The 25328-nt window shown below is 35.4% G+C and carries 24 protein-coding genes; 9 read left to right on the top strand and 15 right to left on the bottom strand.

Annotation, left to right across the window (positions count from 1 at the left end):
* A complete protein-coding gene (locus REB14_RS17310) occupies positions 1 to 1464 on the top strand; it encodes a RagB/SusD family nutrient uptake outer membrane protein (RefSeq protein ID WP_309522818.1) in 1464 nt (487 codons plus the stop codon).
* A 268-nt stretch (positions 1465 to 1732) separates the two neighbouring features.
* On the opposite strand, the gene REB14_RS17305 is transcribed toward REB14_RS17310, so the two are convergent.
* Together REB14_RS17305 and REB14_RS17300 are read right to left on the bottom strand one after the other, a co-directional pair.
* Positions 1733 to 2245, bottom strand: a complete 513-nt coding sequence (locus REB14_RS17305; RefSeq protein WP_079242370.1) for a hypothetical protein — start codon at positions 2243 to 2245, stop codon at positions 1733 to 1735.
* A gap of 74 nt (positions 2246 to 2319) precedes the next feature.
* On the bottom strand, positions 2320 to 2829 hold the full coding sequence (locus REB14_RS17300; protein ID WP_238594267.1) for a DUF305 domain-containing protein: 510 nt from the start codon (positions 2827 to 2829) through the stop codon (positions 2320 to 2322).
* Between the two features lie 248 nt (positions 2830 to 3077).
* Between REB14_RS17300 and REB14_RS17295 the strand changes: the two genes are divergently transcribed.
* Positions 3078 to 4115, top strand: a complete 1038-nt coding sequence (locus tag REB14_RS17295; RefSeq protein WP_309522817.1) for a serine hydrolase domain-containing protein — start codon at positions 3078 to 3080, stop codon at positions 4113 to 4115.
* Between the two features lie 256 nt (positions 4116 to 4371).
* Here the strand turns inward: REB14_RS17295 and REB14_RS17290 are convergent, their stop codons facing one another.
* Positions 4372 to 5487 (bottom strand): acyltransferase family protein, encoded by a 1116-nt coding sequence (locus REB14_RS17290; protein WP_309522816.1) that lies wholly within the window; start codon positions 5485 to 5487, stop codon positions 4372 to 4374.
* Positions 5488 to 5670: 183 nt separating this feature from the next.
* Between REB14_RS17290 and REB14_RS17285 the strand changes: the two genes are divergently transcribed.
* The 4 genes from REB14_RS17285 (at position 5671) to REB14_RS17270 (ending at position 9106) form a co-directional block, all read left to right on the top strand.
* Entirely contained in the window at positions 5671 to 6738 is a 1068-nt protein-coding gene (locus REB14_RS17285; RefSeq protein WP_309522815.1) for a sensor histidine kinase, read from the top strand.
* Positions 6731 to 7426, top strand: coding sequence for a LytR/AlgR family response regulator transcription factor (locus REB14_RS17280; protein WP_079242375.1), 696 nt, complete (start codon positions 6731 to 6733; stop codon positions 7424 to 7426). The genes REB14_RS17285 and REB14_RS17280 overlap by 8 nt, the downstream gene beginning before the upstream one ends.
* Positions 7427 to 7769: 343 nt before the next feature.
* Complete coding sequence (locus REB14_RS17275; RefSeq protein WP_034696405.1) at positions 7770 to 8330, top strand: hypothetical protein; 561 nt, start codon at positions 7770 to 7772, stop codon at positions 8328 to 8330.
* Between the two features lie 80 nt (positions 8331 to 8410).
* Complete coding sequence (locus REB14_RS17270) at positions 8411 to 9106, top strand: ABC transporter ATP-binding protein (protein WP_079242376.1); 696 nt, start codon at positions 8411 to 8413, stop codon at positions 9104 to 9106.
* A gap of 40 nt (positions 9107 to 9146) precedes the next feature.
* On the opposite strand, the gene REB14_RS17265 is transcribed toward REB14_RS17270, so the two are convergent.
* Both REB14_RS17265 and REB14_RS17260 read right to left on the bottom strand, forming a co-directional pair.
* Positions 9147 to 9581: a hypothetical protein gene (locus tag REB14_RS17265; RefSeq protein ID WP_079242377.1), complete on the bottom strand. Its 435-nt coding sequence runs from the start codon at positions 9579 to 9581 to the stop codon at positions 9147 to 9149.
* Between the two features lie 49 nt (positions 9582 to 9630).
* On the bottom strand, positions 9631 to 11568 hold the full coding sequence (locus tag REB14_RS17260; RefSeq protein WP_079242378.1) for an SPFH domain-containing protein: 1938 nt from the start codon (positions 11566 to 11568) through the stop codon (positions 9631 to 9633).
* Between the two features lie 442 nt (positions 11569 to 12010).
* On the opposite strand from REB14_RS17260, the gene REB14_RS17255 reads away from it, so the two are divergent.
* Positions 12011 to 12448 (top strand): hypothetical protein, encoded by a 438-nt coding sequence (locus REB14_RS17255; RefSeq protein WP_079242379.1) that lies wholly within the window; start codon positions 12011 to 12013, stop codon positions 12446 to 12448.
* Between the two features lie 123 nt (positions 12449 to 12571).
* Here REB14_RS17255 and REB14_RS17250 read toward each other — a convergent pair whose 3' ends face one another.
* The 3 genes from REB14_RS17250 to REB14_RS17240 all read right to left on the bottom strand — a co-directional run bounded on the left by REB14_RS17250 (position 12572) and on the right by REB14_RS17240 (position 15528).
* Positions 12572 to 13372: a patatin-like phospholipase family protein gene (locus tag REB14_RS17250; RefSeq protein WP_079242380.1), complete on the bottom strand. Its 801-nt coding sequence runs from the start codon at positions 13370 to 13372 to the stop codon at positions 12572 to 12574.
* Between the two features lie 276 nt (positions 13373 to 13648).
* Positions 13649 to 15037 carry a dihydrolipoyl dehydrogenase gene (gene lpdA / locus REB14_RS17245; RefSeq protein ID WP_309522814.1) on the bottom strand — a complete coding sequence of 463 codons (1389 nt, stop codon included), beginning with the start codon at positions 15035 to 15037 and terminating at the stop codon, positions 13649 to 13651.
* 227 nt (positions 15038 to 15264) lie between these two features.
* Positions 15265 to 15528 carry a hypothetical protein gene (locus REB14_RS17240; RefSeq protein WP_238594268.1) on the bottom strand — a complete coding sequence of 88 codons (264 nt, stop codon included), beginning with the start codon at positions 15526 to 15528 and terminating at the stop codon, positions 15265 to 15267.
* A gap of 191 nt (positions 15529 to 15719) precedes the next feature.
* Here REB14_RS17240 and REB14_RS17235 point away from each other — a divergent pair, with 191 nt between their 5' ends.
* Both REB14_RS17235 and REB14_RS17230 read left to right on the top strand, forming a co-directional pair.
* Complete coding sequence (locus REB14_RS17235; protein WP_079242382.1) at positions 15720 to 16106, top strand: hypothetical protein; 387 nt, start codon at positions 15720 to 15722, stop codon at positions 16104 to 16106.
* A 125-nt stretch (positions 16107 to 16231) separates the two neighbouring features.
* On the top strand, positions 16232 to 17113 hold the full coding sequence (locus REB14_RS17230) for a hypothetical protein (RefSeq protein ID WP_309522813.1): 882 nt from the start codon (positions 16232 to 16234) through the stop codon (positions 17111 to 17113).
* A 54-nt stretch (positions 17114 to 17167) separates the two neighbouring features.
* On the opposite strand, the gene REB14_RS17225 is transcribed toward REB14_RS17230, so the two are convergent.
* The 7 genes from REB14_RS17225 to REB14_RS17195 all read right to left on the bottom strand — a co-directional run bounded on the left by REB14_RS17225 (position 17168) and on the right by REB14_RS17195 (position 25283).
* A complete protein-coding gene (locus tag REB14_RS17225; RefSeq protein WP_309522812.1) occupies positions 17168 to 19831 on the bottom strand; it encodes a beta-glucosidase in 2664 nt (887 codons plus the stop codon).
* Positions 19831 to 21273, bottom strand: a complete 1443-nt coding sequence (locus REB14_RS17220) for an alpha-L-fucosidase (RefSeq protein ID WP_309522811.1) — start codon at positions 21271 to 21273, stop codon at positions 19831 to 19833. The genes REB14_RS17225 and REB14_RS17220 overlap by 1 nt, the downstream gene beginning before the upstream one ends.
* A gap of 50 nt (positions 21274 to 21323) precedes the next feature.
* On the bottom strand, positions 21324 to 22223 hold the full coding sequence (locus REB14_RS17215; RefSeq protein ID WP_309522810.1) for a TIGR01777 family oxidoreductase: 900 nt from the start codon (positions 22221 to 22223) through the stop codon (positions 21324 to 21326).
* Positions 22224 to 22339: 116 nt separating this feature from the next.
* Positions 22340 to 23044, bottom strand: a complete 705-nt coding sequence (locus REB14_RS17210) for a YqjF family protein (protein WP_079242387.1) — start codon at positions 23042 to 23044, stop codon at positions 22340 to 22342.
* Positions 23045 to 23060: 16 nt separating this feature from the next.
* Positions 23061 to 23537 carry an SRPBCC family protein gene (locus tag REB14_RS17205; protein ID WP_309522809.1) on the bottom strand — a complete coding sequence of 159 codons (477 nt, stop codon included), beginning with the start codon at positions 23535 to 23537 and terminating at the stop codon, positions 23061 to 23063.
* Between the two features lie 146 nt (positions 23538 to 23683).
* Entirely contained in the window at positions 23684 to 24346 is a 663-nt protein-coding gene (locus REB14_RS17200; RefSeq protein WP_309522808.1) for a class I SAM-dependent methyltransferase, read from the bottom strand.
* Positions 24339 to 25283 (bottom strand): hypothetical protein, encoded by a 945-nt coding sequence (locus tag REB14_RS17195; protein ID WP_309522807.1) that lies wholly within the window; start codon positions 25281 to 25283, stop codon positions 24339 to 24341. Before REB14_RS17195 ends, REB14_RS17200 begins: the two co-directional genes overlap by 8 nt.
* Positions 25284 to 25328 lie beyond the last annotated feature (45 nt).

The raw sequence follows: 25328 nt of genomic DNA, 5'->3' as shown, positions 1-25328 counted from the left end.
ATGAACACAATAAAATACTTTATAACAGCTGCAACCCTAAGTTTTTTGGCTACCAGCTGTGCTAATGATCTCAATACTTTGCCGGAAGGAGATATTTCCGGGGAGCAGCTCAATAGCGATGCCAACAGCCCGGAAAAAATCCTGGGTGGAATCTATCTTGATCTTCGAAGCAATGGTGCAGGCGGTACTACCGTTCATTCAGATTTCGGAATCATGGGAATAAAAGCAGGTGCTGATCTGATGTCAAACGATGTGATCCAGTCTACCAACCAGCATCTGGGTATGTTTTATAATTATGAAGCCACCAATGCCAGTAATATTGCTTCTGAGATTGTATGGACTACTTTTTATGCAAGAATATTTGTGATCAACAAGCTGCTTGATGGTCTGGATAAAAATGCCAATGCAAAAAACAGAGCAATTGCAGGACAGCTTCTGGCTTTAAGAGCTTATTCCTATTTTTACCTGGTTCGTTTTTATGCCAATGATTATAATGGTCACCAGTCTGAGCCCGGACTTCCATTGGTTCTTACAACAGCTAATCCAAGCCAGGGGCTTCCGAGATCATCTGTTGCTGAGGTATATTCACAAATCAAAAAAGATATTGAAGAATCTATTGCGCTTCTGGATACGTATGCCCGTCCTTCCAGAGCCCAGATAGACCAAAGAACCGCTAAAGCTATTGCATCTGAAGTGTTTCTGGAAACAGGAGATTATATCAAAGCAGCTCAATACGCTCAGGAAGGTAAACAGGGAATTGTCCTTATGACCGAAGATGATTATACCTCTACCGGATTTTCCAACATTAATAATCCTGAGGTAATATGGGGTTTTCATAATACGATTTCCACAATGAGTATCGGAAATTATTACGCTTCTTTCTTCTCCATGTTTGATAATACCAATGAAGGCTATGCAGGAGCTGCACAGATCCGTAAGCTGATCGATAAGCGTCTTTATGAAGCCATTCCGGCATCGGATTACCGTAAGAAAGTCTTCAATGGAAGCCAGAATGCAGCGTATACTTTTAATGGAAAAACAAAAAATTATCCGCCGTATGTAAGCTGGAAATTTAAAGATCCTACCCTTTTTGAGGGAGATTATATTTACATCAGAGCATCCTCATTGTATTACATTCAGGCTGAAGCCCTTGCCAGACAAGGAAGAGAGACGGAGGCCAGACAGGTTTTATTTGACATTACTTCAAAAAGAGATCAGGCTTATACATTATCTACCAAGTCAGGAAATGAGCTGATCAATGAAATTGTCCTGCAAAAGAGAATAGAACTCTGGGGTGAAGGCTACGCCTGGTTTGATATGAAAAGGCTGAATACTCCTTTGGAAAGAATATATACGGGCACGAACCATACTTTTGGAAGATTCAATCTGACCCCTGATAAATTCAGGTTTCAGATTCCTAATAAAGAGATTAATAACAACCCACAAATCAAGCAGAATGAATAGATAAACAGAAACAATTTTACATTCAAATATATTCAGTGACGAGGCATCATTTACTTCTAAGTGGTGCCTTTTTATTGATTAAAGTAAGGTGCTGAGAATTAAAAAAGCTTTGCATCTTTGCGATTTTCCAAAAAAACACAAATACGAAAGATATAATTGGAAAATCACAAAGGCGCAAAATCCTATTAAAAAGGCTGCTATAAGGCGCAAAGATTTTATCTGTGATAAAATTGAATACTGTTTATTTCCTAAGTCTCTTGCTGATTATTTATTTTATAACAATATCAGACTTGTAATGATCTTTTACCAGCTCTCCATTTTTATACAACCTCTGGTTAACCACCTTTCCTTTTTCATTAAAGTAAAGCCACAACGCATTTTTTCTTCCCAAAGAATCCAGACGTCCCATTTCTTTCGGCATTTTATTGTTATGAAGAATCTGAACAGGATATAATCCTTTCAGGTCTTTCAGTGAATCCACTTTTTCAGGGATCAGTTCAGAGTCATTCCCGATTTTGAAAATATATTTTTTCCCTTTATCACTATTCAAAATCAGTTCATCACCTGTTATCTTATATTTACCTTCAGAAAAAGGTGCTGTTACAATCTGATCATAGCTTACATGTTCTGTTTTTAAAAATTCGAAATTTCCATCTTTTATATAAAGTGAATAACTTCCATTTCCCGATTCCAATTCAACATATTTAGGATATTCTTTATTTTTTTTACAGGAAATAATGGAGAAAAGAAGTCCAAAAAGGCAGATAATTTTAATTTTCATAAGAACTAAATTATTAAAATATCCTGAATAAAATAACAGTAGAATACTCTTCTTGTTATTTCCTGTCTCCTACTCTACCTTCTTTCAAACTCCCGGAGTTTTCTTTTCATCAGCTTAATTTCTGCAGATTGGGTTTTAAAAATGTTTCTCTGAAGGATAATCAGCTGTGGATCACTGAGGTGTACCTTTTCAGATATCAATAAGGCTGCTGCATGATGAGGAATCATACTTTTTACAAACTGCCTGTCATCCACATTCACCTGTTCTCTGATTCCAAACCAGGAAAACAGACTTGTCACCACTCCAATACTTACAATGATCCAATTAAGCGTTCTGTTCCTATACCTCTTTCGCATGACCCATAATTCAATAAGTAACATGGCTGAAACCATCATGAGAGTCATGTATAAATTATTAATATTTGAAATAAAATTTCTCGGGTTGTCTATCATCGTGTACATAATGATATACATAAAACAGAACATCATCAAAGCCATAAGTACAAATCGGCTGTACATTACAGAAGAATTAATTAAATGTTTTTTATTTTCTTTCAAAGAAGAAACTTCATTTTTACGCTTCATATTTTCCATAAGAGAGGGCACTGTAAATAATATTATATAATTCAAAAACTTGTGATAAAAATAATAATATTTATCTGACAGGTTTATGCTTATACTCATAATAATTGACGAAAATACTTCCTTGTACAATCAAAAGAAAAAGATATATTTGGGAACTCAAATCTTTTTGAAGTGCTCAGTTGCAAAATGATTTCAATGAGAGTAGTTTTCATTCTCCATCTCAATTTTCAGCTATAAAAACATTAATAATGACCAAAACACAATTATTTTTCACCGGTATATCTTTCACCTTGCTATCTTTTACCGCTTCGGCTCAGAAAAAAACCACATATGCCCATAAAATTGACAGCATTATCACTGCTACCAGCCCAATAAAATTCAATGGCGTTGTTTTGGTCGCACAAAAAGGAAAAGTACAATATCTGAAATCCAACGGTTATAAGGATTTTGAAAAAAAGATTCCTTTGAAAGCAGATGATCAGTTTGAAATCATGTCAAACTCTAAGCAGGTAACCGCTGTTTTAGTTCTACAGGCTGCCGAACAGGGAAAACTGGATCTTCATACTCCTACCAAAAAATATCTTCCTGCTATTACCCAAACCTGGGCAGATACAGTAACAATCCATCATCTCCTGAACCATACTCACGGAATTACCAAACTGGAAAAATCTTCAGCTTTCAAAGCCGGTTCTCAGTTTAAATATGATAATCTCTCTTATATGATGCTTGGGGAAATTCTTAAAAATACAACAGGAAAAAGTTTCACTGAACTGGCTAATTCTCTTTTTAAAAAACTGAAAATGAATCAGACTTTTGTTTATAACCAAAAAAATAACCAATCTCCCGTTCCCGGTTATATGAATGAAAACAATCAGTTTAAAAAAGTGAAAGAGTCTTTTCTGAATGAGGATATCGTTCCTGCTGCAGGAATCATTTCTACCGTACAGGATCTCGCAAAGTGGGATCAGGCCTTATTTAAAGGAAAACTGTTGTCTCCGGAGTTTCAAAAACAGATGATGACCCCTTCTACCCGCTCTCAGCATGACGTATTTGGAAAAGAAAGCATGGGATTCGGGTATAATGTAAGGTTTATCAAAGAAGCAGGTCTGGATTATTTTGCCGTGACTGGTCTTGGTGATGGGTTTACCTGTCTTAACACCTACTTTCCTTCCACAGATACAACTTTGATCATCCTCGAAAATCAGATGCCTGAAAACCGTGAATACTGGAGTTTCAAAGAAGCTGCAATAAAAAATACAGTTCTGAAGGCAATCACTGCTAAATAACCCTAACACTTAAAAAAGTACCCACCAAAGGCTTTTAGAATACACAGCATTCAATTTTATCGCAGATAAAATCTTCGTCTTATAACAACTTTTTTGTGCCTTTGCGATTTTCCAAAAAAAATAAATAAGAAGAGTTTAATTGGAAAACGCAAAGGCGCAAAGCTTTTTTAATTCGATGTAAATTTTAAGGCGCAAAAAAAAATCAAAGATTTTTAGCAAGGATACTACTTTAACATCTACCCTAAAGATGTAGAGATTATACAATTCTTTTTAAAATTCTTGTTTTAACAATAGAGAAAGGTTTTTCTATCACAAATCTGTAGAATAAACCTCCAAGTACGCAGGCTAAGAGACAAACCATAAGACTTATATTATCTGATGTTTCAAATTTAAAATAATCAAATCCTTCCTGCGTGAGATGAATAATTCCCTTATGCGACAGGTAAACAGCATAAGACAAAGCTGCCAGTTGAGCAGTGAGATAAGATTTTGTCCGATACAGGAAAGATGATTGAGAAACTGCAGCCATAAGAATTACTCCAAAACTTATAGCTACCAACGTAAACCCGAATATGGAAGCTGTTTTTGAAGCCTGCTCATTACATATCCAGAAAGATATTCCCAACAATACAATTCCCAAAAAGAAAAGTCTGTTTCCGTTGTTATTTACTATTTTTTTGAATTGTGATGAATACTGCATCAAATATCCGATCAAAACACCTATCCCTAAACCATCCAGCCTTGTATGAGTGGGGTAATATATTTGCATATACCATAGTTTCCAGAAATCAGTGGAAGCTGTATCCAGCCCTGATATATATTCATTCCATACCATCAACCTGAATACAATAGAAAGTCCGATAACAGTCATCATCAGAACTGTCAGATATCTGAATAATTTTGTAGATGACATCATTAAAAGAAACAGGGGAAGAATAAGATAAAACTGCTCTTCGATACATAAAGACCATGCATGGGAAAAGGTTCCACGGTTGATAACATCCAATCCATAGTTTTGGGTAAAAGTAATAAACTTCCATAACGGAGATAAAGTTTCACGCTCTCTGAAAAAAGGGAATGTAAAATAAAGGAAAATAGTAAAAAAGTAAGCCGGAAAAATCCTGAAAAACCGTTTTATATAGAATACTTTCAGACTGACATTTCCTTTATTCTTTATTTCTTTGAACAATTGCCCTGAGATCAGAAAACCACTTAAAACAAAAAACAAATCTACACCTGTCCAGCCAAACCTTCCGATACTGTCTATCCAGTCAGGATGTTTGAATGCCCGATAATGATACATGAGCACCAATAAAATTGCAATAGCTCTGAGATGATCTAATCCGTAAAGCCTTTCTGAATATTCCTTCATTATTTTTTCATGCAAATGTGGGTGAATTTCAGGGTGATTTCGGATGGAATATCCGGACAACTGCCTATTCAGTATCAACGACAAAATATGCAGTTCATACCGTGAATAATGTTGTATGTCATTATTTTAATACCATTAGCATAACATTTTCCTAAGGTTACTTAAGATTTTATATTTTTGAGGATGATGAAAACTCTGTCAGAAATTCAGATCAGACAAAATCTATACTTCCAGCTGTTCTTCTGGCCGGCTTTATTTTTATTCGGAACAGTAAGAATGTCTGGAGAATATGATAGTGAAGCTACCAAAGGATTGATTATTTATAATTTTTGCCATTGGATTTTCCAGATTGCAGGAGCCAATTTTATTTATTTTGTTCTCATTCGTCATTTTTTTGATCAGAAAAAGTATGTTAAATTAATACTGTCTATTCTTCTCAGCCTTTATATTATTTCTGTCATTAACCGGTTTTTTATTGTTTATATTGCAGAACCTCTATTCATCAATGAATTATTGAAAGACACCCCTTTTGAAATTTTCACAGATATTCCTTACCTGCTGCTTCATTATACCTTTCCGATTATCAGCGGCGCATTTATCTTTATTTCAATCATGTTTATCATACGGTATAAAGATGAAAAGGAACGCACCATCAAACTTCAGAAGGAAAAAACAGAGCTGGAACTGCAATCTCTCAAATCTCAGCTCAACCCTCATTTTCTCTTCAATACTTTGAATAATATTTACTCTCTGTCCATCAGCCATTCTGATCAAACATCCCAATCCATCAGCCAGCTTTCGGATATTCTGGATTATATTTTATACAAAGGACAAAAAAAGTGGGTGCAGGTTTCTGATGAACTGGATATTATTAATCATTACATTGCATTGGAAAAACTTCGATACCATGATGAAAGATTAAAAATTAACCTAAACATGGTCTTACAATCGGCGAATACCATTCCGCCACTTCTCTATCTCACTCTGGTAGAAAATGCTTTTAAACATGGAGCAGGAAAAAGTTCAGGAACAACGGGAATGACGATTGAAATAGAAACGAATCCTCAGCAATCTGTTTTTAAAATTGAAAATACCTTCTCAGATTCACCCACATCTAATGAGAAAGGAATCGGATTGCAAAATATAAAAAGACAGCTTTATTATCATTATCAGGAACATTTTACTTTTCAGATCTCACAGGAAAATAATATTTTTAAAGTTGAAATAACAACGCCTTCCCATTATGATTAACTGCATTATTGTAGATGACGAGCCTTTAGCCGCATCATTACTGGAAAACCATATCTCCAAGATTGACGATCTGAAACTTACGGGAAAAGCAGAAAATGCTATTCAGGCTTATAAAATATTGCAAAATCAGTCCGTTGATCTGATGTTTCTGGATATTCAGATGCCTCATCTCAATGGAATCGATTTTTTGAAGTCCTTACCTCAAAAGCCTAAAACCATTTTCACCACAGCCTATCGTGATTTTGCTATTGAAGGATTCGAACTCGAAGCTGTAGATTATCTCCTGAAGCCCATTACCTTCGAACGTTTTTTCAAAGCTGTAGAACGCCTGTTAAGAAATACTGTTGACCAAAGAGAAGATTTCATCCTCATTAAAACAGAGGGAATGCACCGCAAACTTTCCCTTTCAGAGATCATCTATTTTGAAAGCCAGGGAAATGATATCAAAGTGGTACTAGCAACCCAGGGAAGCTTTATTTCAAAAAGTAAAATAACAGATATTGAGAAAACCTTATCTGGTAAAGGCTTTGTAAGAATCCACCGATCTTTTATCATTAATGCTGCTTTCGTAACTGCTTTTAATAATAACGAACTGATTGTCAGCAAGCACCAGATCCCTGTTGGCAGAAGCTACAGAAAGGAGTTCGATTCCTTTATAGCCACTGTTTCTAAAAACAAACTGTTATAAGTTCTTTAATTTTAAATCATAAAATTACATTTTTAACATTTATTTTAAATTAATTTTTAATTCAATCTTACTTAAAGGATTTTCAATCTGTTTTTCAATACATTACATCTTTTTAACAATCAAAAACCTATCTCAAACAGACATCACAGCACTATAACAAAAGAGAATTAATCTCATGATTACCAAACTTTTATATAAACAATGAAATCCATAGCATCAGCAGATGATCACGTATAAATATTAAAAAAAAGTGTTACTTTTGCTTTAACGAATAAAATTGTTTTTTAGCTTTTTTATGAGTAACTTTATGTGCACCAAGTTATAAAACATTAAAATTCATTCCATGAGAAAAATAATTCTACTTATTACATGTATGTTCGGTATTTCAGTTTTCTCACAGATCAAAGTGTTGAAAAATGAAAGTTTGGTGGAAATTGGTAAAGATAATTCCGTTGGTCTCTATAAAAAGGAAGATAAATTTACAATCAATTACCAGGATCTGAATACCAGCAACCTGAACACAATCCGATCTTTTTCATTCCAGAATCTTAATGGAGATGTAGCCGGATTATATAAACTTATTATGGATGGTTTTGTTTCCACTCCAGAAGAAAATGTTGTATTGGAACTGCCCAATGATATCATAGAACTTCATTATGAAAAAAACTATGGTCAACAAACCATGCAGTTTATCCAGGTGATCAACAAAAACAGAAAATACATCGGAAAATCCCAGTTTTTAAACCAAAAACAGGTGGAAAAAATCTTTGGAAGAACCAATGGAAAGTATGCTATGTATGACAAACCTGCTACGATAAACCCAACGGGTAATAAAGGAGCTACAAATACAGCCTCTACAGCAACTCCTGCATCAGGCGGAGCCAAGAAAAAATCAAGAAAATAATTATATTTTATAAATATTGCGAAACTCATTCTATCGGATGAGTTTTTTTATTTTATTTTTGCAAAAAGATAGTAAAACTTATGCCACTTCAGATAATCAATTTAACCAAAAAATTTGGTGAGCAGACTGCCCTTGACAATATCAACATTTCTATTGATAAAAATGAGATCATTGGTCTTCTTGGCCCAAACGGTGCCGGAAAATCTACCCTGATGAAATCTATTGTCGGTGCACTGAAAATTGATCAGGGAGAAATTATTTTTAATGGAATGAATATCTCAGATCATGAGATTGAAAGCAAAAAGAAAATCGGTTTTCTTCCTGAGAATAATCCGCTTTATCTGGAGATGTATGTGAAAGAATACCTTCAGTTTGTTGCCAACATCCACAAAATTTCTGAATCCAGAGTAGATGAGGTGATCAAACTGGTAGGAATTACTCCTGAAAAATCAAAAAAGATCGGACAATTATCTAAAGGATACAAACAGCGTGTAGGGCTTGCACAGGCCATTATTCATCAGCCGGATTTACTGATTCTGGATGAACCTACCAATGGTCTGGATCCCAACCAGATTATTGAAATCCGTAATGTGGTAAAAGAAATTGGTCAGGCAAAAACAGTTTTACTTTCTACACACATCATGCAGGAAGTGGAAGCGCTTTGCTCAAGAGTCATTCTTATCCATAAAGGAAATATTCTTCAGGACTGCCCTATTGACGAGTTTAAAGGCAAATTTGAAAGCCTGGAAGATGCTTTTGCAAGTTATACCTCTTAAAGAATAATAGATCGCCCGAAAATATTTTCGGGCGATTTTTTTAGTTTTTTATTATATATCCTACAGGTGCTGTAAATTTTAAAATCTCATACTTTTTATAGTGAACCCAGAATTTATTTTTATCATGAAAATCCTGGTTCATGTAAAGCGTATCTTTTTGAGGCATTAATACTACAATAATATCTTTGTCAGTCACTCTCATTTTCTCGCTTACAATGTGAATATTGGACAATTCTTTTATTGAAAAAGATGAATTACTCTGTTCTATTTTTGAAGCATTTATATTTTCTACAAGTTCATTTTTAACCCAATGATTGCGTACTGTAATCATTAAAAAAAATAAAATCAAGCTAATAAACATACCAAAAAAGGCCTTAGAACTTTTTTTCACAATTTCACAATAGATTTCAATAATGGAGAAAACAAAAAAACTAATAATCAGTAGTGCTATAATGAGCTGAACGATATAAATCATTTTAAAAAATTCAAAATTTGAGTTAAGTTTAAGTTATTTGTCAATTGAGTTAAGAGTTGTTGTCTGTCTTCTCTTCAGGAGCAGCAACTGTTTCAATACTTTTCTTTTGAACCTGTTCCAACAACTGAAGTCCTAAAAGTCCACTGATTCCTCCATTCGCAGAATCTCCGCTTCCTCCGATTAATACTTCAGGCATAATTCTTACATTCTGATTCGCAATATTTTCCATGATTTTTAATTGAGTAAAATTATTGCCACCCATTGCTTCTACAGACAGTTTGTAAGATTCTGCATTAGATTTACCGATAGCCAGAATTTTTTCTGCTTCAGCATTACCCGTCAAGGAAATCTGTTCGGCACTTGCTTTGGCCAGCAACTCTATTTTTTCTGCTTCGGCTTTTGCAAGAAGTCTTGTTTTCTCTGCTTCTCCGGTTGCCAGCAGTTTCAATCTGTCTCCTTCTGCATTCGCCTGCAACCTTACAGAATTGGCATCTCCGGTTGCTTTTTTCACTGATGCATCTGCGATTCTTTCTGCAATCACAACGCCCTGATCTGCTTTTACAATTTCTTTCTGCATATCCGCAACAGCCGTTTCTTTTTCCAGTGCCTGACGGGTTTCCTGCGCCAGCATTTCAGTTTCATAAGTTATTTTCTGCTCTTCCGCCAGTTTTCTGTCTGTTAAAGTCTTCATTAAACTTTCCGGAGGAACAATAGCTCCAATTAAAGTATCGACAGCGTTGACATTATACTGTTCCAAAACACTGCTGATATGGTCTTTTGCAGACTGTTGTCTTTCTTTTCTGGTTCCTAAAAAGGCAATTACATCACTGTCCTGAGCGGAGTTTCTAAAATAATTCCCAATGGTTGGCTCTAATACCTGGCTGACAAGATTAATCATATTCCCGAAACGGGCAATTACTTTTGGAGCTTCATAAGTAGGAATATGAATAATTTGGGAAACATCAAGATTGAAAGGGAAACCGTCTTTACTTCGTACGGTAATCGTTGAAAGATTTTTATCAAGTTGATGAGATTCGCTTCTTTCATAAGCCCAGTTCAATACCAGGTTGGTGGTAGGAACAAGCTCAACCTTCATGATATAAGGATTAATAGGATATTTTCCAGGGCCAATGGGTTCTGCCCAAACTCCTTTATGACCTTTCTCAACGATATTTCCATGTTTAAAATCAATTCCGCTGAGGTCTTTTCCCTCTTCACCTACATAGCTGATGATGACTCCAACATGACCAATCGGAATTTCCGTCATTTTTACCATTTCAACTTTTGTAAACCAAGGGTTCAGAAAATAGGAACCTGCAAGGATTACCTGCTCCTGAAGACCTTTATATCCTCCGTTATTTAAAAAAGTGTCTACATCCTGAAACTTATTATGATCATTGATAATTTTACCCGCAATCTGACCTTCTTCCAAAGGACTTCCTTCCATTGTGGTGATAATTCCGACTGCATTGTCAGGAATTTGAGTCATATCCGTTAATTCTATTTCAAATAATAAGGTATTGATTCTGTATGATCCCGGGGCAATAATTGCAGTCTGACGGCCTTTTCTTCCTCCATTTTTTAAAAAGGCTTCAGCATCCTGAAAAGAATCGCAGTCCACTTTTCTGGCTAAAATTCTTCCTGTTTCCAGTTCTATCCCATCTTTTGCCAGCAGCAAACCTATTTTGCCGGTCGGAATCACTGTAAAAGGTTGAAAATCGATAGAATATTGCCAGATCCATTTTCCAAAATACACTCCCGGAGCTAATGTCTGAGCTTGAAAACCCGCTTCTCCGTTGGTAGCAATAATTCTGCCTTCCGGAAGTTCCTGTTTTCCTACCAACACAAATTTTTTGGTCACCAAACCAATTTTGTCCTGAGGAACAATAATCAATCCAAAGAAAATTCTCAAAATGAATTTGTAAAAAAGTACGCACAAAAGCGCCATTACGACCGGAATCATCCAGCCATGAAAATCTAATTCCATAGTTTGTTTTTGTTTTTTAATTAAATTTTAAAACAGGGATTGCGCTCTGATTCTTCAGAATACGAAAAACAGAGTACGAATTATGTGATAATTCTTTCGAAAAAAATTAAGAAATTACAGGAGGAGATGTATTAAAAATCGTGAAGATGATTTCTGATACTTTTAATAGAAAAAACTTAAAGTTAATTAGTTTCATTTTGATAATAAAGGAACGAGATCCTTTGATGGTACAAATGTACATAAGAAAAGTATTCAGTTGTTTCAGAATTTGATACTATTTCGCAAACAAAATAGTAATCAACTGAAAATCAATATCATTATTTTTAAGAACCAATATACAAAAGTCTTAAGAACTTCTTTTTCAGATCTATAAACTCTCTCTTTAATGAAAAATGGCTCTATATTTGATAGAGTCTGAAATATTAACCAATAACCACTCAATATGATAAAGCATATTTTATTAGGGACTTTCTGCTTAGCTCAGTTTTCTTTCGCTTATGCCAAAGAAGTTCCGGTACCTAAAACAGATGGTTTTATAACTTCTTCTGCCCTTCAGCAGGTACCGAAGACTGTCATTATCAAAACCAAAAAGTTCAAGATCAGAATCGACAAACAACCGAATGGCAAGTACCTTTACCAGTCGTGGAATGCCAACGCAAAGATTACGGCAAAACCAAGCATGATCATCAGTGATGGTGAACTGATTCCTGATGGTACAGGAGGAAACTACTATATTAACTTCAATAATGAGGGCCACAGTTATCAGATCTGGAGAAATTATCTTACAGATTCTCCGAAAAAAGCACCTTATACATTAGTTGTAAATGATGCTAACGACCGTGAAATTGTTCGCCAGGACGGATATGTAGTGAAAAATTAAAGCTGGAAGATGGAGGAGAGAAGCTGGAAGTTGTTATAGTCATTCTATAACTTCTCTTTAAGACCTCAAAATCTTTTCTTTCTTATAAAATAAAAATCCTGTATTGATTGATACAGGATTTTTTTATGTTCCGGATTGTCTTAATTCTGTGAAAAAAATACTTTCTTCGTAACTTTCTTTTGCCGCTTTGTAACCGATATTGAAGATCTCTTCCAATCTGTCTTTTCTTCGTTCAAAAGTTCCGTAGGAAGATAATTTTTGGGAAGAAATGAACCAGTCACAGTAATCAAATTTTATTTTTTCAATCCTGTAGGACAAAAGATCGTAAGAACGGGAAACGATAGCTTTAATGGAGTTCAGATCCTTGATCTTTGCTTCGTTGGGTGGCGATACAAATACACCAATCAGTTTATCACAGTCTTCCCTGATGATATCTGCCGGAAAATTATTCAATACTCCTCCATCACAATACATTTCATCACCAATGATGTAAGGTGTCGTTATTCCGGGAATAGAGCATGAAGCAATAATGGCATCAACAATCTCAAAATCTTTATCAAAAATCTTCTGGGTTCCGGCAACAAGCTCTGTGGCCACAATTTTCACTTCGATATCTAAATCACCCAGTTTCATTTCATGGAAAATAGGTTTCAGATAGTTTCTGAAAATTACCGAAGATACAAGTCCAGGCTGATTGAATGTGAAATGTTTCCAGTTGAAAAAATAGACGGAATTGAAAAACTCCAGGATTTCCTCAGGGGTTTTTCCTATAGCGTGAAGGCATCCTACAATAGAGCCTGCGCTGCAGCAGGAAAGGATATCTACTTCAATTCCTTTTTCCCTTAAGAATTTTAATACTCCTGCATGAGCGATTCCTTTGGTACCACCTCCTGATAAAACAAGTCCTACTCTCTCAAAATTCATAGAATAAATGTAAGAAAACAGCCTGATATAATTAAGTTAATTTTTATAAATATGCTGATTTTAAAATTATTTTAATAAAATCTATAATAATGGGACAAAAATTCAATCTAAAAAGTTATACTCTTCGATGTGGTTAGTATTTAATTAAGGTGTATTAAGTATCAAACCTCCCAGGTTTTTGAAACCTGGGAGGTTTATGTATTTTTTTTCAGCATCAACAAAAGAAGCCCGGATTTCTCCGGGCTTTTTATAATATAGATTTCTGTATACTTCAGATTAAATGTGAATCACTTCACCGTAAGCAGCAGCAGCAGCTTCCATAATTGCTTCAGAAACTGTTGGGTGCGGGTGGATAGACTTGATGATCTCATGACCTGTAGTCTCTAGTTTTCTAGCTACAACAGCTTCAGCAACCATATCAGTTACCCCTTCACCGATCATGTGGCATCCTAACCACTCACCATATTTAGCATCAAAAATCACTTTGATAAATCCATCAGTATTTCCGTTTGCAGTAGCTTTACCACTTGCAGAAAGAGGGAATTTACCAACTTTGATTTCGTATCCTTTTTCTTTAGCCTGCTTTTCAGTAAGACCTACAGAAGCTACTTCAGGGTGACAATATGTACATCCAGGAATATTGCCATAGTCGATTTTCTCAACGTGCATTCCTTTGATTTTCTCAACACAAGTGATTCCTTCTGCAGAAGCAACGTGAGCCAATGCCTGAGTCGGGATGATATCTCCGATCGCATAGTAACCAGGTACTGAAGTTTCGTACCATTCGTTTACCAATACTCTTCCTTTGTCTGTCTGGATTCCTACTTCTTCTAATCCGATGTTCTCAATATTAGCAGCAATACCTACAGCAGATAATAAGATATCAGCTTCAAGAGTGATGTTTCCTTTCGCTGTTTTCACAGTAGCTTTTACGCCTTCCCCGCTTGTATCAACACTTTCTACAGAAGCGTTTGTCATAATTTCGATTCCTGTCTTTTTAAGAGATTTTTCTAAGTGTTTAGAGATTTCTTCGTCTTCTACAGGTACGATGTTTGGCATAAATTCAACAACAGTTACTTTAGTTCCCATTGTGTTATAAAAGTCAGCAAACTCTACTCCGATAGCTCCAGAACCTACAACGATCATAGATTTCGGCTGCTCAGGAAGAGATAATGCCTGTCTGTATCCGATTACTTTTTTACCATCCTGCGGTAAGTTTGGTAATTCTCTTGAACGAGCTCCTGTAGCGATAATGATGTGAGTACCTGTATATTCAGTTACTTTACCTTCTTTATCTGTAACAGAAACTTTTTTACCTTTCTGTACTTTTGCAGTACCAAGAATTACGTCAATCTTATTCTTTTTCATCAAGAATTCGATTCCTTTGCTCATTTTGCTGGCAACACCACGGCTTCTCTGAATCACATTCGGGAATTCAAAGCTTGCCTCCACTTTATTCAAACCATAATCTTCAGCATGGTTGATATAATGAAAAACCTGAGCAGATTTCAATAAAGCTTTAGTTGGAATACATCCCCAGTTAAGGCAAATTCCTCCTAAATTTTCTTTCTCGATAATTGCGGTTTTGAAACCTAATTGCGCTGCTCTGATCGCAGTAACATATCCACCAGGACCACTTCCAATGACAATAATATCGTAATTCATTACTTTAAAAATTTTTATGCGAATTTAAGGAAAAATATTGGATGTTTTATGTTTCTTCAGATTGATCTTAAAATGCACTAACAAAGCTATTTTATTCAATTTTAAACAAAGAAAGAGAACACAAAACGCATTCTCTTTCAATAAATTTTCCTTCACATTGAAAACTTCTCAAAGTTCAATATATAAAAAACAGCTTTTTTTATTTTAATAACTGTAAAAATTCTGTATTATTTCGCCTGTCTAAGTAATCGCTTTTCAGTCGCATATCTTTGATTTAAGGCTTTCATCTGATCTCTCTTCATCTGTTTGGTAGCAAGCGGATGGTTAAGGATAAGTTTTTTCTCCAAATTATATTTTTTGGTAAGCTCTTGCATTTTAATATTGACCAGTTCGCTTTTTGAAGGGTGCGGTGGTTCTGGCGGACGTTTTTGTCCATAGACATTCATAGATAAACCTAGTAACAATACTGTTGAAATTAATAATTTTTTCATAATGTTCATATTTTTGAATGATTTCAATTAATCCAATATCATTTAATGAAACTCATTCCGGTTCATGATGAATCTTGCATATATCATACCAAGATTTTTGGTGAGAAATAAAAAGCAAATTGTATTCATACTGATTTATTAAAATACGTTCTATTTTTTCATACATTTATTAATCTCTTAAATAAGCACTTATGAAGACTTCTGCTAAAAAAACTCACCTGAACAAAGACAATATCTGGCTGAAAGAACCGGAAGATCACGATTTCCCTGCAGCTCAGGACTATCTTGAGCTTCTTTTTCAACCTGATGAAGCACAAAAATTGGTTAAAAAATTAAAGGCTGCTCCTACTATTATAAAGAAGTCGAAAGATATTTTAAGAGCCAGTAAACTTACCTTGTTACCGGAAACTAATATTCATGTGCAAGAAAACCTTAAAAAAGTAGAAAAAAACAAAAAACTTTCTCCCATATTGCTGGTCAGAGGTCAAAACGAGCTGATTATTGCAGATGGATACCACCGCCTGTGTTCAAGCTATTATCTTACGGAAGATTTGGAAGTCCCTTGCAGATTGATTTAAGTAGCTTCAAAAATAATTCCTATCACCAACCAGTGATTTTTATTAAAAAAATTTAAAATATTCATACTTAGGTGATTTTTAGCTATTTTTTTTTATATTTTTGTTTAAATCCAAATTTATACAATATGAAAAAATACATTTCGCTCTTCTTATTTGCAGCTGTTCCCCTAAATGCACAAGTAGGTATTAATACCATGACACCTAACAGTACACTTGCAATCAACGGTTCATTAAGGGCTGGTTATACTGAGATCACCGCCACCACCTATAATATTCTGGCTACTGATCATTACATTACTTATAATGGTACTGCAGATGCCACGTTTACTCTTCCTGTCATCGGAACCGGAACAACCAGTTATACAGGGAGAATTTACAAGATTAAAAACATTTCCCCGAATGCCATTACGTTACAGGCTTCCAGTGGAAATACATTGAGAATCGACAATACTCCTGTTACTTCTTTTATGATTCCTACAGGGGCGTATGCTGAAGTTGTCAACAACAGCAATACGTCTGGCGGAACATGGGATTTATCTTTTACCGTTCTTCCAAAACCGAGCAACGTGGAAATCTATGGTACACAAGTTCTCATTCCTCCTCATAGACTGGGAACTGCACCTGTTGCTGACTGGACCGGTCATGGTAATGTAGGTTATGATACAGGAGCAGCAAACGACAGATGGTGGATCATTAGCAAAACATCTGTAGATAATGCTCACACTGCCACCTATGCCAATGCCAGCAGAATGACCTTGGTTTATGAATATCAGGGTACTCCGTTCAACGTTAACAATATGTATCCCATCCTTACTGCAGGAAATAATTCAAGTTTCCCGGATGTATTTACAGCGTCTTTTGTAAGCCTTGCTAATAATGGTACTGCAGGAAGAACAAGACTTACTGTATCTGTGGCCCGTATAGATTTCATAGGAAATAACGGATCTAATAACAGTAACTGGACAGGAACATTCTTGCTGAACGTTCTATTGGCTAGAAAATATTAAGCAAATTCTATAATATATATAAAAAAAGAGCAGAAATTTCTGCTCTTTTTTACTTTATAAAACTTCAATATTCTGTTTTAAAGGAAGGTTTTTGGATGAGTTTCCAACCATGATCCTGTAGGTTCCTTTTTCTACAGTCCATTCCATTTTTTCATTCAGAAACTGTAAGTATTTTATGGGAACTTCAATGGTAACAGATTTTGATTCTCCGGGCTGCAATGCTATTTTCTGAAATCCTTTGAGCTCAATAACGGGTCTTGAAACTGAAGCCAATACATCTTTTACATAGAGCTGAACGACTTCACTTCCGGTTTTTGAACCTGTATTTTTCACGTTGACTTTAGCTACAATGGTTTCATTTTCCGAATACTGAGTTTTGCTCAATTGCAGCTCAGAAATTTCAAAAGAGGTATAACTGAGTCCGAAGCCAAACGGATATAATGGTTCTCCACTCAGATCATGATAATCATTTCCTCTTCCTGTTGGATGATGATTATAAGTTAAAGGCAACTGACCTTCCTGAACCGGAAAAGTGACAGGCAGTTTACCTGATGGATTCTCTGCCCCGAAAAGTGTTTTTGCCACAGCATTTCCGCCTTCTTCTCCCGGATACCAAATGTCCAAGATGGCTCCTACCTCGTCTTTCCACGCTGTTGTTTTTATAGCAGAGCCACCTATCAGAACCACAGTTACAGGTTTCTTCAGTTTAGAAACCTCATGAATAAACGCTTCCTGATTTCCAGGCAAACTTAGTGATGATCTGTCCTGAAATTCGCCTTCATGAATTCCAGCAGTAATGATAATGTAATCTGCTTTCTGAGCAAGATCCAAAGCTTCTTTAAAACCTTTCTGATAATGGTGCAAGCCATAGTTCCAGATCAATTCCAGATTAGCTTCACCTCGATTTTCATGGAATTCAATCTTAATATCATATTTTTTCCCTTTTACGAAGTCCACATCAACTGTTTTTGTAGAATAACTCAGCTTTTCCCATTGATCAATGACTAATTTCCCACCCAGGTATAACCTAAAGCCATCATTCCCACGCAAGCCTACTTCAAATTTGCCGGAGCTTGGAGCTTCCAGTTTTCCGGTCCATCGAATACTATAATTGTCAGGCTGCAATTTTTCCGGATCAGGAGAATATAAAGTCCATTTGAAATTGACTTGTTCATCCTGTTTTCCGAAAGCGGGATTGCCTTTTAAATCCGTATTAGAAAAATAGTTTCCCGTTAATCCTTTTTTGTTTTCGGAGGATAAATATTCATTTGAAATAGTGGCAAAGTCTTTTACATTCCAATCAATTCCTTTTGAATAGATAACTTCAGTGTCTGTATTTTTCACATAATTTTTAAGGCCATCCAGGATATTTACTTTTTTGTTTCCAGGCCCTGAATACCCTCCTAATCTTGCATCCACAGCATCTGTTCCCACTACAAGAATCTTTTTAACATTCCCTGGAACAGGAAGTGTCTGACTATTGTTCTGAAGTAATACAAAAGACTCTGCCGCTGCTTTTTCTGCCAAAGGTTTGTGAGTAAGCTTTTTTAAATCTTCAATTTCCTTAGCAGAAACATAGGGGGTTTCAAATAGCCCAAGCTCAAATTTGGCTCTCAACACTCTGGATACAGCGTCGTCTATTCTTTCTTTTGAAATCCTTCCATCCAAAAACGGAGGAATGAAGAGCTGATAATGTTTATATTCTGTCTGAAAAATAACATCAAGACCTGCATTCATTGCCTGTGCAGAGGCATCATCATAATCTTTTGCTGTAAAATGCAGCACATTTGCTCCACCAACCGCACTTGCATCACTGATAACAAAGCCTTTGAAATTCCATCCTTTTTTTAATTTTTCCGTTAACAGCCAATGGTTTGCAGTTGAAGATCTTCCATCTAGCAAATTATAAGAAGTCATTACAGAACGGCTTTTTCCTTTTGTAAAAGCATTGTGAAAAGGAATTAAATGAGTTTCTTCCAGATATCTTCTGCTCCAATGGATCGGATATGAGTCTCTTCCTCCTTCTCCTACATTGGCTAAAAAGTGTTTAGGTGTGGTAATGATTCCCTGGTTTTCAAATGAACTGACAAAGCTTACTCCCATTACAGAAGTTAAAAAGGGGTCTTCACCATAGGTTTCCTCTGTTCTTCCCCATCTTACATCATTGGCCAGGTTGACTACCGGGGTCAGGATTTGACGAATTCCCCTCAGTTTTGATTCTCTTGCAATAGCTATTGAAACCTTGGTCATTAATTCCGGATTAAAAGTAGCTGCCAGACCGATTGCCTGCGGAAAAGCAGTAGCACCTTCCCTAACCAATCCATGTAAAGCTTCATCAAAAGGAATAATAGGAATTCCCAATCTTGATTCTTCCACGAAATATTTCTGAATGGCATTGATTTTTTTAACCAATCTTTCTGCGTCTTCACTGGCATTATACTTCAATAGCTGTCCCGCTGCACCACCGCCCTGATTTCCTGCACTTACCTGTAATCCGAAAATCCCATGGGAATATTGTCCTTGCGGAACATGATCCAGATCTCCGGGAATCATAAAGCACTGCCAGAATTTTTCTTCTGGTGTCATTCTCTTCAGCAGATCCTGAACTCTGGTTTCAATGGGTTGTTTTGAATCTTTATATAATGGTTTCTGAGCAAATGTAATCACAACATTCAACAATAATGCGGCTCCGGTAAGTTTAAAATAAATACATCTCATTATTGAACGATTTGAATTACGGTTGAATATTTTAACTGATCTCTTTCTTTCGGCAAATTAATTTCAATTGAATTCCCTGATTTTTTCCATTGAATTTTTGAAGAAATACCTAATATTTTCAAAGATTTGGGTTTAAAATTTTCCGGAAGGGAAAAAGTAAGTTTTGAAGGAGCTTTATATTCTGATTGTTCATCCAGATGGAAAACATTTACCGTCTTATGATTTTTGCTTTGCGTATAATAAAAATTTCCGTCGTGATAAGGCGCAATGCTTCTTGTTGCAAAAACCGCAGACTGATTTTTCTCCATCCAATTGGAAATCTGCTGTAACCTTTCATAAACTATCGGATCATAATCTCCGTTAGGTCCGGGCGCAATATTCATAAGGTAATTTCCTCCTCTTGAAATGATTTTCACAAGAGTTTCAATGATCTTTTGAGAGGTTTTATAGTTGTCATTAGGAACATAGGAAAAGGAATCTCCCATTGTGATGCAGCTTTCCCAGGGAATGGAAAGAGCATGTTCCGGAACTGCCTGCTCAGGAGTTACATAGTTTTCCCATTTTCCGGAAACAGTACGATCGACAATAATAATCCCTGGCTGATTTTTTCTGGCCATTGTTCCTATTTTATCCATATCGATATCCTGCTCTACTTTGATGGTGCGCTGCCATTCTACTTTGGGGTCTATAGTGTGAAAAGGACGTACCCAGCCGCCATCCAGCCAAAGAATATCAACTTTCCCATAATTGGAAGTAATTTCGTTCAGCTGATTGAAAGTGAATTTTTTAAATTTCTCCCATCTTTCAGGATATTTCTTTGGATCATAATTGACATTTCTGTCTTTGGGTGGAAAATAAGACCACCAATAATCATCGGAATGCCAATCAGGTTTTGAATAATAAGCACCAATTTTAAATCCTTCTTTTCTGAATGTATTGAAAATCTCTTTCGTCACATCGGATTTTGGATTTTTTGAAAAAGGAGTTTTAGGAGAAGTGATTTTATAATCCGACTGGCGGGTATCAAACATAGCAAAACCATCATGATGCTTGGTTGTAAAAACTACATATTTCATTCCAGCCTTTTTTACTGCTTCAGCCCATTTCTGAGGATTGAACTGAGTTGGATTGAAAGTTGTCTGAAGATTTTCGTAATTCTTCACATATTGGTAGTAAGATTTTCCGTATTCTGGTTTTCGCTGTGTCCATGATTCATCTTCCGGGCATAAGCTCCAGCTCTCAACAATCCCCCACTGGCTGTAGGTTCCCCAATGCATAAACAGTCCGAATTTCATATCCTGCCACTGCTCCAGATTCTGGACAACCAAAGGGTCTGTAGGCTTCTGATAACCTTCTGATACATTATGAGCTTGTGAAAAAGCAATTGAACTTATAAAAAGGAATGAAAGAAAAAAGGGTTTTATTTTGGATATAACCAGCATATGGAATAGTTTTCCGCTAATTTAATTATCCTTTAGGAAACCCGCAAACATTAGGATTCCAAGAGATTAAGAATCGCTTTATCAAATGTAGAATATGAAAACTTAAATCCACTTTTTATAAGTTTTTCCGGATAGACGTTTCTGCTTTTTAATAATAATTCCGTTTCCGTATTCAGGAATATGGAGGCTATTTCCAGCTGCCAGACGGGAGCATTGAGTCCAAAAGGAACTTTTGTTTTATGTCTTAGTTTTCTCATCATGCTTTGATTGGAAAGAGGAGTCGGAGCAGTTATATTCACTGTTCCTGAAAGATTCTCATCCTGAATAATCCAATCCACTGCTCTACAGAAATCTTCGATATGAACCCAGCTTACCATCTGATTTCCTCTTCCCTGCTTTCCACCTAAGCCCAGTTTTGTAATCATTTTCAGCTTCGGAAAAGCACCGCCATTATTTCCAAGAACAATGGAAGTTCGAAGGGCAACTTTTCGTATTTCTTCATTTTTACCTGCAAAAAATTCTTCTTCCCAGCTTTTGCAGATATTCATAGAAAAGTCGTCTCCCACAATTCCGTTTTCTTCTGTGTTTAAGTTCTTTTCAGAGTGAACATAAATGGTTGCAGAACTGGCATTCAGCCATACTTTTGGTTTATGAGAACATTGATCTACTGCTTTCTGTAATATTCTTGTACTGTTGATTCTTGAGGAATAGATTTCCTGTTTATTTTTCTCATGATAGCGGCAATCTACAGACTTCCCTGTCAGGTTGATGAGAACATCTGCTTTTTCAAGGTTATTTTTCCATTCACTTATTGTTTGGGCATTCCAATAGATTTCATTTTTACGTTGAGGATTGCGGGTAAGAATGTAGACCTGATTTCCTTTTGTTGTAAAGTATTTTTCCAGGTTTTCACCGAGAAATCCGGAGCCTCCGGCTATGATTATTTTCATGGTTTGAGATTTAATGTTTTGGGTTCAAAGTTCAAAGTTTATGGTTTGCCCACAGATTTCACTAATTTGCACAGATGATCCTGGAGAGAGAAAGATGTTCTTTAATCTTATTCTTTTTAATGAATGTATTTTTTGGTTTTGACCTGAATTTCTGAGCCTTCGGCAAGCATTACGGAAACAGGTTTCTGATGGTTCAGGTCTTCGAAATTATTTCCATAAATCTTTTGAAAATCTACTTCTAATTGATATTCTTTTACAGTATAGCATTCCCATTTTGGATGGCAGACTTCGTATTCTGAGGTTGTATTTTCCTTTTTTGTAAAGCCAAAATAATGTTCTGTAATAAATTCAAATTCTGAGTTTTCCTCCATTGGTTTCGCTGTATTTTCAGCCATAATCTGAATAGAATGCCAGCTTTTATCTTTCCATGAATATCGGATCAGCAGTTCATCTTCTCTTTTTTCAATCTGATTTTTCATAGGCATGGTATGATAATTTTCTTTGTAAATAGAATTAGCGACCAGGCTTAGTGCAGGCTTTGGAACAATTTCTTTAATAAACACGACTCCTCTTTTCCAGATTCCATTTTCTTTTTTCTTTACATAAAACCTTAGATTCACTTCTTCAAAGTTTCGGTGAAAAGGAATAGGAACTCCCAGTAGTCTGGTATTTAAAAACATAAATCCAACCAGGCTTACATAACATTTGCCTTTATAAAAATCAAGCTCTGTTCCTTTTGGAAGATAGGGCTGCAAAATTTCAGGATTAATCTCGTAATTGATGATGGCCAGTTTTCGCCATTCTGCTTTTAAAAAGTTCATAACTATGTTTTTTAGGTTAAAAAATCGCAATTCCGTCACGGACAGAAGATTCTGCAATGGTTTTGATCATTTCATTTCTTTGAATCAGAAAGTTTTTGAGATACGTTCTTAGAAAAACAGCATTAAATAGCTTTCCAATGATGCCCAGCGGAGATTCAAATTCAAAAATATCTGTCATCAGGGTATTTCCGTTTACAGATTTAAAAATATGATGGTGGCGCATGGACTTGAAAGCTCCTTTCTGCATGACATCAATAAACTGAAACGGTTTTTCCATGCTGACAATTTTTGTAGTGAGGTTTTGATATACTCCCAGATGTTTTGCCCGCCAGGTTACGGTTTCATTTTCTTCAATCAGTCCTGAAGTACGTCCTGCAATGGCTTTTTCATGAGATTTTGAGGTGGACTGCTGATGCAGATCAATATTTCTTGCCAGATCAAAAACATAGTGAATATCTGCTTTGATGACTGTATTTAAATAGATGGTTGACATTTTTTTAAGGTTTAAAATTTTATAGTTTAAAGTGATCCTTTTCGTCTGAAATAAATAATCAGGAATAAGTGAATGATTAAATTTCTCATAATTATTATTCATTTAAAATTTTCAGTAATTTTTGAAATATGGGTTCAAATAAAAAACTAGTTTCTTTTCACATGAAGAATTTCAACCAAATCCAGATATCTTTTGTGCGATATAATGGAGAGTCCGTTTTTGATAAACTGATATTTAAGATCTTCCAGGCTTTCATTTTTATTGATATAATGGAACAATTTTCCAAATTCATTCCCAAAAACCTTTGTCACAAGAACCTCTATATACCATTTCACACAATTGAACCTCCACTTTGTTTTAGGTTTTACAAATTCTACGATGATAATTTCGCCCTTCTCATCAATGATATTTGAAAGTCTATCTGCAAAAATCCGTTTCTGATCTTCTTCTATCGTCTTTGTCCCGTAAGAGCAAAGGATAATATCCATAGAATGATCGGGAATCTGGCTTTCGAAAAAATCGTTCCGGATCTGTTGTATTGACAATTTGTTTTTGAATGTTGCAGCCAGTTTCATATGCATTGCTGATGAGAAATCCAGTGCTACAATTTCTGTATTATCATTGTGTGCCTGTATAAATTCTAAATTTTCTCCCTGCCCGCTCATCAAGTCCAAAACTCTTTTATCCCCGTAGCTTTTCACCTTTTGAACAGCCATTTTCCTAAACAGTCTGGTAAACCCTAAAGATGCAATTTCATTAACATAATACCTGGGTTGCAGGTTGTCAAAATATTTTTGCAGATCATTCATTTTCAGATTGTGTTTTTATAGATTGTAATACATGGTTTTGCATTTTATCAATGATATAGCCGGACCAATTTTTCCAATACCAGGTGGGGGCAATTTTGTAACTGTATTTTGTTTTTGCAATGATCTTTGTTCTATTTTCTGATAGCTTATCTAAAGTAATTTCGCCATATTTCACAATAAAATAATCGTGCAAATGCTTAGCATCAATATTTTGATAAGGTGTTATTTCTTTCATTGGAACAGTCTGATTTTCCAAAAAGAATTTCACTTTTTTATTTTCAATAAATTCATTGATATTAAGTTGTAATTCATCATTATTGGTCTGACAGCTATAGCCCAATTTTCCGTTGTCATTAACAAGTTTTATATTCTTTGGATAACTGACTCCTTTTTCAAACAGTATAAAATCAGGAGTATCAAAATTGATTTGTGTATTTAAAAGTTTCCAAACTTTTTCATTGGAAGAATTCACAATCATTTCTGTTGTAATAGTTTCCTCAATAGGTTTTGTATAGGTATCGAAAATATAAGATGCAGGATTGATAAAAAGAATAAATACTATAACACTTCCGGCATGCCGTTTTTCGTCAAATACTCCTATGATAAAACCAATATTGAAGCCCACGAACATCGCAAAGCCAATAAATGGAATAGCCATAATAATGCAAATAGCTCCTTCTACACCAGCTCCTATTAAAATCAGAGAGAAAATGACTAATCCTAAAACTATTTTTAAGATAGTCTTCAGAACATTCATTAATCCAATTTTTTTAAAATACTTTACATATCCGATGATAAATCCAATAGAAACCGGAATGGTGAGGAACATTGTCACTCCATATTCACCTTTGGCAACAAGAAAAAACCATACGGCAACAATTAAAACAATAGTCAGAAAGAGACTTAAATAGAGATAACGTTTTAAAAAATTCTTCATGATATTATAAGTTTTATATTTTCAGTAATTTTTGAAAATTAGATT

Source organism: Chryseobacterium metallicongregator, from assembly GCF_031324065.1.
Classification (GTDB): domain Bacteria; phylum Bacteroidota; class Bacteroidia; order Flavobacteriales; family Weeksellaceae; genus Chryseobacterium; species Chryseobacterium metallicongregator.
The sequence above is the reverse complement of the archived record's forward strand: the minus strand, read 5'-3'. Positions and strand labels throughout refer to the sequence as shown.

Bases quoted from the DNA above. Each gene is read 5' to 3' on its own strand.
- REB14_RS17270 (WP_079242376.1), top strand. From the start codon at position 8,411: ATGCCACTTCAGATAATCAATTTAACCAAAAAATTTGGTGAGCAGACT.
- REB14_RS17305 (WP_079242370.1), bottom strand. From the start codon at position 2,245: ATGAAAATTAAAATTATCTGCCTTTTTGGACTTCTTTTCTCCATTATT.
- REB14_RS17220 (WP_309522811.1), bottom strand. From the start codon at position 21,273: ATGCTGGTTATATCCAAAATAAAACCCTTTTTTCTTTCATTCCTTTTT.
- REB14_RS17285 (WP_309522815.1), top strand. From the start codon at position 5,671: ATGATGAAAACTCTGTCAGAAATTCAGATCAGACAAAATCTATACTTC.
- REB14_RS17230 (WP_309522813.1), top strand. From the start codon at position 16,232: ATGAAAAAATACATTTCGCTCTTCTTATTTGCAGCTGTTCCCCTAAAT.
- REB14_RS17260 (WP_079242378.1), bottom strand. From the start codon at position 11,568: ATGGAATTAGATTTTCATGGCTGGATGATTCCGGTCGTAATGGCGCTT.
- REB14_RS17310 (WP_309522818.1), top strand. From the start codon at position 1: ATGAACACAATAAAATACTTTATAACAGCTGCAACCCTAAGTTTTTTG.
- REB14_RS17265 (WP_079242377.1), bottom strand. From the start codon at position 9,581: ATGATTTATATCGTTCAGCTCATTATAGCACTACTGATTATTAGTTTT.
- REB14_RS17250 (WP_079242380.1), bottom strand. From the start codon at position 13,372: ATGAATTTTGAGAGAGTAGGACTTGTTTTATCAGGAGGTGGTACCAAA.
- REB14_RS17195 (WP_309522807.1), bottom strand. From the start codon at position 25,283: ATGAAGAATTTTTTAAAACGTTATCTCTATTTAAGTCTCTTTCTGACT.
- REB14_RS17200 (WP_309522808.1), bottom strand. From the start codon at position 24,346: ATGAATGATCTGCAAAAATATTTTGACAACCTGCAACCCAGGTATTAT.
- REB14_RS17205 (WP_309522809.1), bottom strand. From the start codon at position 23,537: ATGTCAACCATCTATTTAAATACAGTCATCAAAGCAGATATTCACTAT.
- REB14_RS17300 (WP_238594267.1), bottom strand. From the start codon at position 2,829: ATGAAGCGTAAAAATGAAGTTTCTTCTTTGAAAGAAAATAAAAAACAT.
- REB14_RS17255 (WP_079242379.1), top strand. From the start codon at position 12,011: ATGATAAAGCATATTTTATTAGGGACTTTCTGCTTAGCTCAGTTTTCT.
- REB14_RS17215 (WP_309522810.1), bottom strand. From the start codon at position 22,223: ATGAAAATAATCATAGCCGGAGGCTCCGGATTTCTCGGTGAAAACCTG.
- REB14_RS17275 (WP_034696405.1), top strand. From the start codon at position 7,770: ATGAGAAAAATAATTCTACTTATTACATGTATGTTCGGTATTTCAGTT.
- REB14_RS17240 (WP_238594268.1), bottom strand. From the start codon at position 15,528: ATGAAAAAATTATTAATTTCAACAGTATTGTTACTAGGTTTATCTATG.
- REB14_RS17290 (WP_309522816.1), bottom strand. From the start codon at position 5,487: ATGAAGGAATATTCAGAAAGGCTTTACGGATTAGATCATCTCAGAGCT.
- REB14_RS17225 (WP_309522812.1), bottom strand. From the start codon at position 19,831: ATGAGATGTATTTATTTTAAACTTACCGGAGCCGCATTATTGTTGAAT.
- REB14_RS17210 (WP_079242387.1), bottom strand. From the start codon at position 23,044: ATGAACTTTTTAAAAGCAGAATGGCGAAAACTGGCCATCATCAATTAC.
- lpdA (WP_309522814.1), bottom strand. From the start codon at position 15,037: ATGAATTACGATATTATTGTCATTGGAAGTGGTCCTGGTGGATATGTT.
- REB14_RS17280 (WP_079242375.1), top strand. From the start codon at position 6,731: ATGATTAACTGCATTATTGTAGATGACGAGCCTTTAGCCGCATCATTA.
- REB14_RS17235 (WP_079242382.1), top strand. From the start codon at position 15,720: ATGAAGACTTCTGCTAAAAAAACTCACCTGAACAAAGACAATATCTGG.
- REB14_RS17295 (WP_309522817.1), top strand. From the start codon at position 3,078: ATGACCAAAACACAATTATTTTTCACCGGTATATCTTTCACCTTGCTA.